We start from the raw sequence: 13,363 nt of genomic DNA on the forward strand, positions 1-13,363 counted from the left end.
CCTTTGTGCTGTGCGGGGCAGCTATTGCTGGATCCACTCCGCGCAGGAGTTCAGGTTCCGGTGCACGCTCTCGACGGCGGCCGTCTCGTCGTGAGCGGCGATGGCGTCGACGAGTTCGTCGTGGCCTTCGTGCGGGACGCCGTTGAAGCCGGTGCGGCCCTGCTGCCGGAGCAGGTCGGCGTGGAAGACGACGCCGAAGCTGACGTACAGCTCGTGCAGCAGCGGGTTGCCCGAGGCCTGCGCCACGAGGACATGGAAGTCCCAGTCGGCCCGGGCCCAGCCGGCGTAGTCCTCCGCCAGCCACGCGACACGGCGCGCCTCCAGCAGTGCCCGCATCGCCCCGACGTCGTCGGCAGTGGCGTGGCGGGCGGCGAGCCGGCCGGCCTGGGTGTCCAGTCCGATCCGGACCTCCAGGATGTGGACCTGGGAGTGGTCCCGGTACATGCGCTGGGCCGCGCCGGAGATCTCGCTGGTGGCGCGGACGTAGGTGCCGTCCCCGCGCCGGACTTCCAGCATGCCGCTGTGGGCCAGGGCCTTGATGGCCTCGCGCAGCGTGCCCCGGGAGACGCCGAGGACGGCCATCAGCTCCGGTTCGGCCGGGATCCGCTGCTGCAGCGGCCATTCGCCGGAATGGATCAGTTCACGGAGCTTGGCGGTGATCTCCTCCACCAGCGGCGGGCGGTGGGACGTGGTGAGTGTCATCACTGTTCCTCTCGGGCGGAGACCAGGGTGGACGTCCCGGCAGCGCGCGGCTCCGTAGACCCCGGGTCCGGGCGGCGGGGGACCTTGGGTTTGGCGGTCAGCAGGTGCCCGACGGCGATCTGGGCCAGGGCCACGGCCAGCAGCAGGATCAGCGGCAGCGTCCAGGACCCGGTGGCGCTGTGCAGCAGCCCCATGCCGAAGGGGCCGAGCGTCGCCAGCAGGTAGCCCGCGGACTGCGCGACCGTGGACAGGGCCGTGGTTTCGGCGGTGGTGCGGCCGCTGCGGCTGATCATCACCATCACCAGCGGGAAGATGCCCAGCCCGAAGCCGAGCAGCACGGCGGTCAGCGGCGCCCAGGAGACCGGCAGGACCAGCATGGACAGGACGCCCACGGCCATCGTGACCGTCGCCAGGTAAAACGCGGTGCGCTGCATCCGGGGGCGTGAGCCGATCGCAACCAGCACCATGCCGGCCGGGACGGACACCAGCTGCATCAGGCCGAACATCAGCCCGCCCTCGGAGGCCGTCATGCCCAGCGTGACCAGCATGTAGGGGAACCAGCTCAGCACGGCGTAGGCCAGCAACGCCTGGACCGTGAAACCGAGTGTGATCAGCACGCCCGTGCGGGTCCGCAGCAGGGGCCAGGGGGACACCCGGCCGGCCTTGACGGCGGGCGCGTTCCGGTGCGCGTGCAGCGCGATCGGCAGGAAGCCGAGGCAGGCGCCCAGCGCCAGGAACCCGATCGCCCCGACGCCGGCAGAGGGCGAGCCGAGCTGCTGCGCGACCGGGACGATCAGCACGGCAACTACGGTGGCGCCCGTCGTCATGGTCACGGTATACAGCGCCGTCATCAGCGATGTCCGGTGCGCGAAATAGACCCGGATGAAGGACGGCATCGCCACGTTGCAGATCGCCAGTCCGGACATCCCGACGACGGTGCCCGCCATCAACATGCCGGTGGAGGGGATCCCGCGGACCAGCAGACCGGCCGCGAGCAGCACCAGGGAGAGCAGGATGGCCTTCTCGAGCCCCAGGATCCGGGTGAGCCACGAGGTTGCGGCACCGGCCACGGCGAAGGACAGCGTCGGAATGGAGGGGATGATGGCGGCGATCAGCGGCCCGTAACCCAGGACTGCCTGCAGGTCATGCAGGAGCGCGGCGGCGCCGGTGATGCCGGCGCGCAGGTTGAGGCCGATCAGCACGACCGCGACGACGCCGGCGATGATCACGCCGCGCGGTGCACGCACGACGGCGGGAGGTGCTGTCTGGGGAAGGGCGGACGCCGCCGTGCTGCTAGCCATTCCTAAAGGTTAGACGTTTGATGTTTGCACTTTCATCTTAAGTGGCGAATATCTCGGCACGTGACGCGGCCGCCGTCGCCCAGACAAGCAACGCGGGGTCACCTCGCGCCCATCCAAGGCCCAATTATGGGCGCGATGTGACCCCGCGTTGCTTTGGTGGTGGTGGTGGGGGGAGGGTCAGCGCGGGTGCCGGGCGCCCAGCCGCTGCACGGCCAGTGCGAGCCACAGCTGCACCCGGTCCGCGGTCTGGGCCGGGTCGTAGCCGGTGAGCTCGGTGATCTGGGCCAGCCGGTAGCGGACCGTGTTCCGGTGCAGCGTGAGCTCCTCCGCCACGGCCGCCACCGAGCCGTTGTTGTTCAGGTAGCTCTCCAGTGTCGTCAGCAGCTCGGCGCCGTGGGTGGCATCGAAGCTCCGGAGCGGATTGAGGGACTCGTTGGCCATGTCCGCCAGCGGCACGTCCTCGCTGGCCAGCAGCAGCGAGGTCAGGCTGAGCCGCTCGGGTTCGTTGACGGGCAGGCCGTGGCTTGCCGCGTCGCGGGCCTCGAAGTAGCTCCAGCGCAGCCCGTTGGGTTTCGTGTACGCCCCGCCGATCCCGATCGTGGCGTGGATCCCCGCCTCGGCCAGGTGGTCGCTGAGGCTTTTGGCCAGCGCACTGGCGCCGCTGCCGTCGTCGGGAAAGACCACCACCAGATCCTTGCCGACGACGGCGCTCACCGACCTTTCCAGCGGCTGCGGCAGGGAGGACGTGCCCAGCTGTTTGACGTGCGCGGCGGACTCGGCCAGCAGGACGACGTTCCGGCGGGTGCTGTTGACGCCGATGCCGGCGAGCCGCCGGGTGGCCTCGCTCGGGTCCAGGGTCCCGTGGATCACGTCCTCCAGAACCTGCCCGGCCAGGGCGCGCTGGGACTGCCGCTGCTTGGACATGTTGTTGAGCTCGACGCTGATCAGGTTCTGCGCGTACCCCACGATCCCCGAGTCGTCGAAGGGCTGCCTGACCCACAGTGTGCACGCGTCGCGGCGGCCGGTGGGAATCGGGAAGGACGCCCAGCCCTCGGCGCTCGGGGCGGGATGGCCGGCCACGCTGTTGTAGAGCTGGGCGGTGAACTGGGTCAGCACGATCTCGGTCCGCAGCATGGACCCGAGGTGCTTGAGGAGTTCGGCGAGCCCGCCGCCGGTGAGCAGCGCGCGGGCCAGGATCTGGTGCCCGGCGATAAGCCGCTCCAGTTTGGTGAAGTGGTCCGCGGACTGGGCGTCGGCGACCAGCTTGCCGATGGCGATAAACGGCGTCTCGTACGGCACCTCCACCACCGGCAGCCCCCAGCGGTTGGCCTCGGCAACCAGGGCCGGAGGCACGGCGTCGTGCGTCAGGCCGATGCCAAAGCCGATGCCCACCGCACCGGCGCGCTGGACCTGGCGGACGAAGCGGCGCTGTTCCGGGGCGCTCTTGAGCCGCATGCCCGTGGTGAGGACCAGTTCGCCGCCGTTGAGGAACCGCTGCGGGTCTTCCTGTTCGGTAACGGCCACCCAGACAATGTCCTCGTGCCAGGTGGTCTCCGCGAGGCCAGCCTTGGCGAGTTTGAGGGACGGCACCCCCAGCAGGGCAGCAAGTGAAATGGCCATGGATTCAGGATAACCGCGGGCTGGGCAAGCGCACTAAAATATGGCGGCAACGGTGTGCAGGTGACTATTCCCCGGGGTTGGCCGGCTGGCATAGGCTCGGAGCAGTCTCATTGGGTCCTTTTCAGCGCGAAAGAGGTTGTACACCGTGGTTCAAACCTTGCAGAACTTCATCAACGGCGAGTTTGTCACTCCTGCCGGAACCGGGATGCTGGACATCGTCAATCCCACCAACGGCGACGTCGTGGCGAAGTCGCCCGTCTCGGGGCAGGCCGACGTCGACGCCGCCATGACCGCCGCGAAGGACGCCTTCAAAAGCTGGAAGCACACGACGCCGGGGCAGCGCCAGCTGATGCTGCTCAAGCTCGCCGACGCCGTCGAGGCGAACAGTGACGAGCTCGTCGAGGCCCAGCACCGGAACACCGGACAGGTCCGGTCCCTGATCGCCTCCGAGGAAGTTGCCGCCGGTGCGGACCAGCTGCGCTTCTTCGCCGGGGCCGCCCGCATTATGGAGGGCAAGTCCGCCGGAGAGTACTTCGAGGGCCACACCTCCTACGTCCGGCGCGAACCCATCGGCGTCGTCGCGCAGGTGGCGCCCTGGAACTACCCGTTCCTGATGGCCGTCTGGAAGATCGGCCCCGCCCTGGCCGCGGGCAACACCGTGGTGCTCAAGCCCTCGGACACCACCCCGGAATCCACCCTCGTCCTGGCCCGGCTCGCCGGCGGGATCTTCCCGGCCGGCGTGCTCAACGTCGTCCTGGGCACCGGCGAGACCGGCGCCCTGATGGTGGAGCACAAGGTCCCCGGGCTGGTCTCCATCACCGGCTCAGTCCGGGCCGGCATCGCCGTCGCCTCCGGTGCCGCGAAGGGCCTCAAGCGCGCCCACCTGGAGCTTGGCGGCAAGGCTCCGGCCGTGGTCTTCGCCGACGCCGACATCAAGAAGAGCGCCGCGGCCATCGCCGAGTTCGCGTTCTTCAACGCCGGCCAGGACTGCACCGCGATCGCCCGGGTGCTGGTCCAGGACGCCGCCTACGACGATCTCGTGGCGGCCCTCGTGGAGCACACCAAGACCCTCCGCACCGGCTCGCAGAACGACGAGGACAACTACTTCGGCCCGCTGAACAACGTCAACCACTTCAACACGGTCAAGTCCCTGGTGGAGTCCCTGCCGGAGAACTGCAGGATCGAGACCGGCGGCCACCAGGCCGGGGAGAAGGGGTTCTTCTTCGAGCCCACCATCGTCAGCGGCGCGAAGCAGAGCGACGACATCGTGCAGAAGGAAGCCTTCGGCCCGGTCATCACGGTGCAGAAGTTCAGCACGGAGGAAGAAGCCGTGGAGATGGCGAACGACGTCGACTACGCCCTCGCCTCCAGCGTCTGGACCTCCAACCACGGCACGGCCATGCGCCTGAGCCGCGACCTGGACTTCGGCGCCGTCTGGATCAACACCCACATCCTCCTCACCGCCGAAATGCCGCACGGCGGCTTCAAGCAGTCCGGCTACGGCAAGGACCTCTCCATGTACGGCGTGGAGGACTACACCCGCATCAAGCACGTCATGAGTGCGCTGGACGCATAATCCCCACCGGCGCCCTAACCTCGCTCCGCTCGGCCAGGGAACCCTGCCGGCGTGGCCCAATCAGTTGAGAAGGAAACTCCATGACCACCACCGCGAATGACATCACCTACCGTCTTGAGCAGAAGCGCCGCGTCCAGGCCGACTTCCCGGGCCCCAAGTCCGTTGCCCTGACCGCGCGCCGCAAGGCCGTCGTCGCCGCCGGCGTCGCGTCCACCGTTCCCGTGTTCGTCGCCGACGCCGACGGCGGCATCATCCACGACGTCGACGGCAACTCCTTCATCGACCTCGGCTCCGGCATCGCCGTGACCAGCGTCGGCGCCTCCGACCCCGCCGTCGTCGGCGCGGTCAAGGAAGCCGTGGAGCACTTCACCCACACCTGCTTTATGGTCACGCCCTACGAGGGCTACGTCGCCGTCGCGGAGCAGCTGAACCGGCTCACCCCGGGCGACCACGAGAAGCGCACGGTGCTGTTCAACTCCGGCGCTGAAGCCGTGGAGAACGCCGTCAAGGTGGCGCGCCTGGCCACCGGCAGGGACGCCGTCGTCGCCTTCGACCACGCCTACCATGGCCGCACCAACCTGACCATGGCGCTGACCGCCAAGGCCATGCCTTACAAGACCAACTTCGGCCCGTTCGCGCCCGAGGTCTACCGCATGCCGATGAGCTACCCGTACCGCGAGGAAAACCCGGCGATCACCGGTGCCGAGGCCGCCAAGCGCGCCATCACCATGATCGAGAAGCAGATCGGCGGCGAGCAGGTTGCCGCGATCATCATCGAACCCATCCAGGGCGAGGGCGGCTTCATCGTCCCCGCCGAGGGCTTCCTCCCCGCGCTGGCAGCCTGGGCCAAGGACAAGGGCATCGTCTTCATCGCCGACGAGGTCCAGTCCGGCTTCTGCCGCACCGGCGAGTGGTTCGCCGTGAACCACGAGGGCGTCATCCCGGACATCATCACCATGGCCAAGGGCATCGCCGGCGGTATGCCGCTCTCCGCCATCACCGGCCGCGCCGACCTGCTCGACGCCGTCCACCCGGGCGGCCTCGGCGGCACCTACGGCGGCAACCCGGTGGCCTGCGCCGCGGCCCTGGCGTCGATCGGGTCCATGGAGCAGTACGGCCTCAATGCCCGCGCCAAGCACATCGAGGAGCTCGCCCTCGGCAAGCTGCGCGAACTGGCGTCCGAGCAGCCTGTGATCGGCGACGTCCGCGGGCGCGGCGCGATGCTCGCGATCGAACTGGTCCAGGCCGGCTCGAAGGAGCCGAACCCGGAGCTGACCAAGGCCGTCGCCGCGGCCTGCCTCAAGGAGGGTGTCATCATCCTCACCTGCGGCACCTACGGCAACGTCATCCGCCTGCTGCCGCCGCTGGTCATCAGCGACGAGCTGCTGCTGGACGGGCTGGCGGTCCTCGCCGCGGCCATCAAGGCCAACGCCTAACAAACCGGGCAGCCGGCCATCCGGGCAGCCGGGCAGCCGGCCATCCGCCGGACACACCGGATGCCTGGCACCAGCAGAGCCGCGGACAAACCGTCCGCGGCTCTGCTGCGTTAAGCCCGTGCTGTTTCTCGGGAGCTACTTCCAGGACGTGGCGTCGAGCTGGACCGCGACGACGTAGAGGTGCTGGCCCTGCTCGATTTTCTCTACTTCGTACACCCGCACCCTGGTCTCGGGAACCGTCTCCCTGGGCTGGCCGACGCCGATCCCGTAGCTGAGGACACCTTCGAAGTCTCCGGCGGGGGCGTAGCTGGTGAGGACCGGGTAACCGATGGTTGGGGCGGGTGCGCTGGTGATGGTGCTGGCCGTGCCGGCTGCCGTGTGCGCCTGGGCATCGCGGAACACCACCTTGAGGATGGCGGCGGTGCCGGGCATCGGAACCGGCAGGCCGCTGGCGTCGGCAAGCAGTTCGGGCACAAATTCGATGTCGTAGCCCGGGAACCCGCCCTGGAACCGGAAGCTTAGCTGGTCGTAGGGAGGCGTGTCCGCGGGGTGCATCCCGGCCCCGATGGCGTACAGGGTGGGCAAGGGTTCGGCCGGCGGCGGGGAAATCGGCACAGGGTACTCATGCGTGATCCGGAACGGCTGGCCCGGACCGGGCCAGGCCCAGTCGTGAGCGATCCTGGAGGAGATCACCTTGTCACCCGATTGCGGCGGCGCCGTTTCGTCAGTATCGGCCGGCACGGTGGCCGTCGCTGAGGGAGCCGCCGTCGCTGAGGGAGCCGCCGTCGACGTGGCAGGGGCGGTCGCGGTCGACGTGGCAGCGGGCGGGCTGGTGCCGCCGGTTTGCGGCGTGGACGGCGTACAGGCGGAGAGGGCCAGCAGCAGGGCCAACATCCCCAGCCCGGTGTTCCGTGTGGTGGCGTGGATCTTCCCGGTGTCAACCGCACCCATGGTGAGCTCCCCTCGACCCTGCCAGCCTAGGGACGGATGATTGCCCTGCTCAGGGCCGAAAGTCACGTCCTGACACGGCCAATTCCGGGCCCCGCTGGACTAGAGTCGTTCCTACCACTGCAGGAACGCAGACCGGCCGACGTCGCCCGGAACCCCCGGAGCAAAGCTGGCTTCTGCCACAGACCCATAAGGGGTTCATACATGCGATACGTAGTTGGCTACACCCCCAGCGACCGCGGCGCCGACGCCGTCGCGCTGGCCTCCGCGCTGGCCCGGGCCCAGGGCGCGCACCTTGACCTGGTCTACGTTGTGGACCGGCGGACCCCCTACGTCGCCCTGCACCCGGAGGGAAGCGGTGTCAGCGCCGCGGAGCAGGAAATGCTCACCGCGGAACGGGAGGGACTTTCCCTCATCCCCAAGGACGTGGAGGCCAAGTTCCATGTCCGCCACGCCGACTCACACGCCGCCGGCCTCATTGATGCAGCCCTGGACTACGAGGCCGGCCTGATCGTCGTCGGTGCCGCCAGCGCCGGGCTGTTCAAGCGGTACACCATCGGCAGCGCGGCCAACGCCCTGCTCCACGCCTCGCCCGTTCCCGTGGCGCTCGCACCGCGGGGTTACCACCGCACCGAGCCGATCACCCGGCTGACCCTCGCGGTGGGCCAGCGTCCCGGCGCGGAGGCGGCGATCGACGTCGCAATCACGGCCGCGGAACGCCGGGGGGTCCCGCTGCGGCTGGTATCCCTCGTGGAACTCGACGCCGAGGGGGACAGCGGCGAAAACATCAACGCGGCGCACATCCATGCCAATACCGTCCTCACCGCGGCCGCCCACCGGCTCCCGGCCGGTCACGACGTCGCCGTCGAAGTGGCCCATGGCCGCACCATCGAGGAAGCGATCGACGACCTGGACTGGGACGAGGGCGAGATCATGATCGTCGGCTCCTCCCGCCTGGCGGAGAAAAACAAGCTCTTCATCGGCAGCACCGCCCACAAGGTGCTCCTGGCCCTGCCGGTGCCCATGGTGGTGGTCCCGCGCGACTACTCACGGATGCACACCAGCCCCGGGGTCTGACAATCCGGGAGCGCACCGGCCGCCCGGGCCAGTCCCGGGCGGGCGGAGCGGCCGGCCTCAGGCGGCGGCGCGCGCCAGTTTCCGGGTGACGGCGTTCTTCCGGGTGGTCAGCAGCATGTCCACAGTGAGCACCAGCAGCGCCAGCCAGACGACGCCGAAGCCGATCCAGCGGTCCGTCGTCATGGGCTCGTGGAACACGGCCAGCGCCACGATGAACTGCAGTACGGGGGCGAAGTACTGCAGCAGGCCGATGGTGGTCATCGGCAGCCGCCGGGCGGAGGCACCGAAGAACAGCAGCGGCACGGCGGTGATGATGCCCGACGCCGCAAGGAGCCAGAAGTGCGAGGGGCCGTGGGCCGCCAGGGTCGCGGCTCCGGTGAGTGCCAGGATGACCATCGCGGCGGCCGCCACCGGCGCCAGCACGATCGTTTCGACGGTGAGGCTGGTGATCGCATCAGCGCGCGGGCCTACACGCTTCTTGACGAAGCCGTAGAGCCCGAAGCTCAGCGCCAGGGTCAGGGCGATCCACGGCAGCTTGCCGTAGGACACCGTCAGGACGCCCACGGCGATGAAGCCGATTCCGACGGCGGCCCACTGCAGCGGCCGCAGTCTCTCCTTCAGCACCACCACGCCCAGCAGGACCGAGACGAGCGGGTTGATGAAGTAGCCCAGGGAGGCTTCGACGGCCTGCCCGGTGGTCACGCCGTACACATAGGTCAGCCAGTTCACGGCGATCAGGACCGCGGCGATGATCAGCGGGAAGATCACCGTGCGGTTCCGGAAAGCGGCCCCCAGGACCCGCCAGGAGCGGGTGATGGTGATCAGCAGGGCGCAGAACAGCAGTGACCAGAGCACGCGGTTGGCCACGATTTCCACTGCCCCGGCCGGCTGGAGCAGGAAGAAGTAGAGGGGCATCAGCCCCCACAGGCCGTAAGCGCCGATCCCGAAGACGATTCCCGCCGTCGTGTCCGTGTCCACTGCCTTGAGGTCGGCCGGTGGTCGCTTCGACGGGCTTCCGCCGGGGGCAGCGGTGCCCGGAGCGCTCAGCGCGGCGGGGGAGGGGGAGCGGTCAGGGGTAGGCACAAGATCAATAACACCACCTGCGGGACCCCTATTCCTGCCATTCGGTCCGGCGGCGTCCGGCGCCGGGATGCGGATCCCCGCGATGTCGGTCCCCGGGGCGCCCATACTCTCCTGCGGACATTTAGAATGGGGGATTGTGCGCTGCATGTGCTGGCGCCGTCGCTAAGACTCAGAAGGGCTTCCGGTGTCCAACTCGGCCAAAACATCGCCTAACAGATCGCCTAACAGAACGTCCAAACGTCCGCTCCGCGTCGCGATTGTCGGCGCCGGACCGGCCGGCGTCTACGCCGCGGACATCCTGACCAAGTCCAACGAAGTCAAGGACGGCGACTTCGAGGTCAGCATTGACCTCTTCGAGGCGTACCCGGCCCCGTACGGACTGATCCGCTACGGCGTCGCCCCGGACCACCCCCGGATCAAGGGGATCGTGAACGCGCTGCACAAGGTCCTGGACCGCGGCGACATCCGTTTCCTCGGCAACGTCACGTACGGCCGTGACCTGACCCTGCACGATTTCCGCGCGTTCTACGACGCCGTGATCTTCTCCACCGGCGCCATCAAGGACGCGGAACTGGACATTCCCGGCGTCGGGCTCGACGGGTCCTTCGGCGGTGCCGACTTCGTCTCCTGGTACGACGGACACCCCGACGTCTCCCGCGACTGGCCGCTGGAGGCCAAGGAGATCGCGGTGATCGGGAACGGCAACGTGGCCCTCGACGTGGCCCGGATGCTGGTCAAGCAGGCCGACGATCTGCTGGTGACGGAAATCCCGGACAACGTCTACCAGGCACTCAAGAATTCCCCGGTCACGGACGTCCACGTGTTCGGCCGCCGCGGACCGGCCCAGGTGAAGTTCACGCCGCTGGAACTGCGGGAGCTCTCCCACGCCCGGGACGTCGACATCGTCCTCTACCCGGAGGACTTCGAGTTCGACGAGGCCTCGGACGAGGCGATCCGCAGCAACAACCAGATCCGCACCATGGTCAATACCCTCACGAACTGGCTCGTCGAGGAGCACGCCGAGGCCGAGGAGCCGTCCTCCCGCCGCCTGCACCTGCACTTCCTGCACAGCCCGGTGGAGATCCACGACGACGCCGCCCACCCCGGCACGGTCACCGGCATCAAGTTCGAGCGGATGCAGCTGGACGGCACGGGCAACGCCAAGGGCACGGGGGAATACCTCGACTACCCGGTCCAGGCCGTCTACCGCGCGATCGGCTACCACGGCTCGCCGCTGGACGAACTGGAATACGACGACCGCCGCGGCGTCATCCCCAACGAGGGCGGCCGGGTGCTCGACGCCGAGGGCAACCCCGTCCCGGGCATCTACACGACCGGCTGGATCAAGCGCGGCCCCGTGGGGCTGATTGGCCACACCAAGGGCGACGCGCTGGAGACCATTGGCTTCCTGCTCGAGGACCGGCTGAGCCTCCCGCCGGCGCGGAACCCGGACCCGCAGGCGATCATCGACCTCCTCGAGGAGCGCGGGATCGAATACACCACCTGGGACGGCTGGAACAGGCTCGACGCCCACGAACTGGCCCTCGGCGCGGAGTGGACGGCCTCGGGGGACGCCAACGGCATCGCCCGCGAACGCGTCAAGGTGGTTCCGCGCGAGGACATGGTGCAGATCTCCCGCGGCTGAGTGCCATGTACGGGCCCGGGTGCTCTGGCGCGGCGCAGGTTGTCCCGCGCGGCGCAGGTGCTCTGGCGCGGCGCAGCGTTGCCCGCGCTGCGCAAAAACGCCGGCGCGCACGGTATTCCGGTGTCGACAGCGCTTCGGCGCATCGCGGACCGGATTGCGCATCGTAAATCGGTTTGCGTGGCGCGGGACAGTTGGTGCAGTGCTGAGCTTTTCCGCGTGACCGGCCCGCGTCCTCCGTACGCTGCGCTCATTTTCCCGCGACGCAAGGGGGTTACCGCGCTGCGCAAAAACGCTGCCGCTTAGGGTATTCCGGTGTCGACAGGCCTTTGGCGCAGCGCGGGACAATTTGCGCAGCGTGAACCCGAACACCACCCGCGGTTTCCCGCCCGCCGTCCAGACCGCGCCCGCCGAGCCGTCCCACCACAGGGGCGCGCGAGCTCTGGCGGAGGGCCGGAACGGCCCGTAGACTCGACTCCACATGGCTGCCTCCGGCACGCCGTCGTGCCCGTCCGGTGGGAGTTCAATGAGGAATCCGATCCATCCGGCAGCCCTGCTCCCGCCAGCCGGCGGGATCCCCGCAGCGCTGCGCCAGAAGTATGCCAGCGCCGGCCACGAGCAGCTGGACCCCCAGGGGCTCGTATTCCCGGCCGATCTGCAGCTGCCGGGTCTCAGCAGCCTGATCCAGGAGTCCTGGCGGCGTTCCGCCCAGCTGCAGGCCAACCCGGACAATCCCGAGGCCCCGCTGGCGATGGACAGCGAAGAACTCGAGGAGTACCGGCGCCAGCACCCGCTGGCCGCCATCATGCCGGTCATCCACAAGCTCCTGGTCCTGCCCAGCCACGACAGCGGCATGCTGGTGGCCGTCGGGGACGAGGTGGGCCGGCTGCTCTGGGTCGAGGGAGATGCCGAAATGCGGCGCCGGGCCGAGGGCATGATGTTCGTTCCGGGGGCCGACTGGTCCGAGGCCACCGTGGGCACCAGCGCCCCCGGCACCGCCCTGGCCCTGGGCCGCGGCATCCAGATCTCCGGCGCCGAACACTACAAGCGTTCCGTCCACCCATGGAGCTGCACGGCCGTTCCGTTCCATGATCCGGATTCCGGCGCCGTGCTGGGCGTGGTCGACATCACCGGTACCGAGTCCGCCGTCGCACCGCACACCCTGTCCCTGGTCGAGGCCACCGTGGCCGCCGCCCAGGCGCACCTCCGCGTGGAGCGGCTCCAGCTCGCGGCCGCGAAGCAGTCCTCGCCGGCCCGACGCCGGGGCGCCGCCACCTCCGGGGCGGGCCGGGACGGGGGCGGGACGGCCGGCAGCCTGTACCGCAACAGCCTCCAGCTCCTCGGCCGGGACCAGGCGCTGCTCAGCATCGACGGCCGGACCGTGGCGCTGTCCGCCCGGCACAGCGAAATCCTGGCCCTGCTCAGCACCCACCCCGAGGGACTCAACGCCGAGGAACTGTGTGCCCTGCTGTACCCGGGGGACGCTTCCACCATGACGCTGCGGGCCGAGATGGTCCGGCTGCGCAAAGTCCTCCAGCAGCTCAACCCGGCCGCTGTTCCGGACTCACGGCCCTACCGGCTGCCGCTGGACCTGGTGCCGGACTCCGGCCAGGTCCTGAACTGCCTGCAGCGCGGCGCCCACCGGATCGCCCTGGAGATCTACCGGGGCGCCGTCCTGCCCCGCTCCGAGGCCCCCGGCATCGCCGAGCTGCGGACCCGGGTCTCCTCCCTGCTCCGCGACGCGGTACTGACGGACGGCAGCGCCGAGTCGCTCCTGAGGTATGCCGAGCTGCCCGAGGCGAGGGACGACGTCGAGGTCCGGATCGCGGCGCTGAAACTCCTGCCGCCGCGTTCGCCCAAGCGGGCCGCCGTTGTCGCTGACCTGGAACGGCTCGAGGCGGAACTCAGCGCCTGACCCGCCGCAACCTCCGGGACTGGCTGCTGAAGTGACCGCGGGAGTGACCCGGGTCACGTAGGC

At 69.3% G+C, this 13,363-nt stretch carries 10 protein-coding genes; 5 read left to right on the top strand and 5 right to left on the bottom strand.

Annotated elements, in window-relative coordinates; translation table 11 throughout:
* Window positions 1-21: 21 nt before the first annotated feature.
* The 3 genes from ABIB29_RS00455 to ABIB29_RS00465 form a co-directional block, all read right to left on the bottom strand.
* Window positions 22-702: a FadR/GntR family transcriptional regulator gene (locus ABIB29_RS00455; protein WP_354169068.1), complete on the bottom strand. Its 681-nt coding sequence runs from the start codon at window positions 700-702 to the stop codon at window positions 22-24.
* Entirely contained in the window at window positions 702-2,003 is a 1,302-nt protein-coding gene (locus ABIB29_RS00460; protein ID WP_354169071.1) for an MFS transporter, read from the bottom strand. Before ABIB29_RS00460 ends, ABIB29_RS00455 begins: the two co-directional genes overlap by 1 nt.
* 177 nt (window positions 2,004-2,180) lie before the next feature.
* Entirely contained in the window at window positions 2,181-3,623 is a 1,443-nt protein-coding gene (locus tag ABIB29_RS00465) for a PucR family transcriptional regulator (RefSeq protein WP_354169074.1), read from the bottom strand.
* 145 nt (window positions 3,624-3,768) lie between these two features.
* On the opposite strand from ABIB29_RS00465, the gene ABIB29_RS00470 reads away from it, so the two are divergent.
* The gene (locus ABIB29_RS00470) at window positions 3,769-5,199 is read left to right on the top strand and encodes a gamma-aminobutyraldehyde dehydrogenase (RefSeq protein WP_354169077.1); all 1,431 of its coding nucleotides are present in this window, start codon (window positions 3,769-3,771) and stop codon (window positions 5,197-5,199) included.
* Between the two features lie 80 nt (window positions 5,200-5,279).
* Window positions 5,280-6,635: a 4-aminobutyrate--2-oxoglutarate transaminase gene (gene gabT, locus ABIB29_RS00475; protein ID WP_354169080.1), complete on the top strand. Its 1,356-nt coding sequence runs from the start codon at window positions 5,280-5,282 to the stop codon at window positions 6,633-6,635.
* Window positions 6,636-6,770: 135 nt separating this feature from the next.
* On the opposite strand, the gene ABIB29_RS00480 is transcribed toward gabT, so the two are convergent.
* The gene (locus tag ABIB29_RS00480) at window positions 6,771-7,586 is read right to left on the bottom strand and encodes an AMIN-like domain-containing (lipo)protein (RefSeq protein ID WP_354169082.1); all 816 of its coding nucleotides are present in this window, start codon (window positions 7,584-7,586) and stop codon (window positions 6,771-6,773) included.
* A gap of 201 nt (window positions 7,587-7,787) precedes the next feature.
* On the opposite strand from ABIB29_RS00480, the gene ABIB29_RS00485 reads away from it, so the two are divergent.
* A complete protein-coding gene (locus tag ABIB29_RS00485) occupies window positions 7,788-8,660 on the top strand; it encodes a universal stress protein (protein ID WP_354169084.1) in 873 nt (290 codons plus the stop codon).
* Window positions 8,661-8,717: 57 nt separating this feature from the next.
* On the opposite strand, the gene rarD is transcribed toward ABIB29_RS00485, so the two are convergent.
* Complete coding sequence (gene rarD, locus ABIB29_RS00490; protein ID WP_354169087.1) at window positions 8,718-9,743, bottom strand: EamA family transporter RarD; 1,026 nt, start codon at window positions 9,741-9,743, stop codon at window positions 8,718-8,720.
* Between the two features lie 184 nt (window positions 9,744-9,927).
* On the opposite strand from rarD, the gene ABIB29_RS00495 reads away from it, so the two are divergent.
* Window positions 9,928-11,388: an FAD-dependent oxidoreductase gene (locus ABIB29_RS00495; protein ID WP_354169090.1), complete on the top strand. Its 1,461-nt coding sequence runs from the start codon at window positions 9,928-9,930 to the stop codon at window positions 11,386-11,388.
* Window positions 11,389-11,911: 523 nt separating this feature from the next.
* Window positions 11,912-13,300, top strand: coding sequence for a GAF domain-containing protein (locus ABIB29_RS00500; protein ID WP_354169092.1), 1,389 nt, complete (start codon window positions 11,912-11,914; stop codon window positions 13,298-13,300).
* Window positions 13,301-13,363 lie beyond the last annotated feature (63 nt).

Origin of the sequence: Arthrobacter sp. UYEF36, from assembly GCF_040547025.1 — a bacterium.
Lineage (GTDB): Bacteria > Actinomycetota > Actinomycetes > Actinomycetales > Micrococcaceae > Arthrobacter.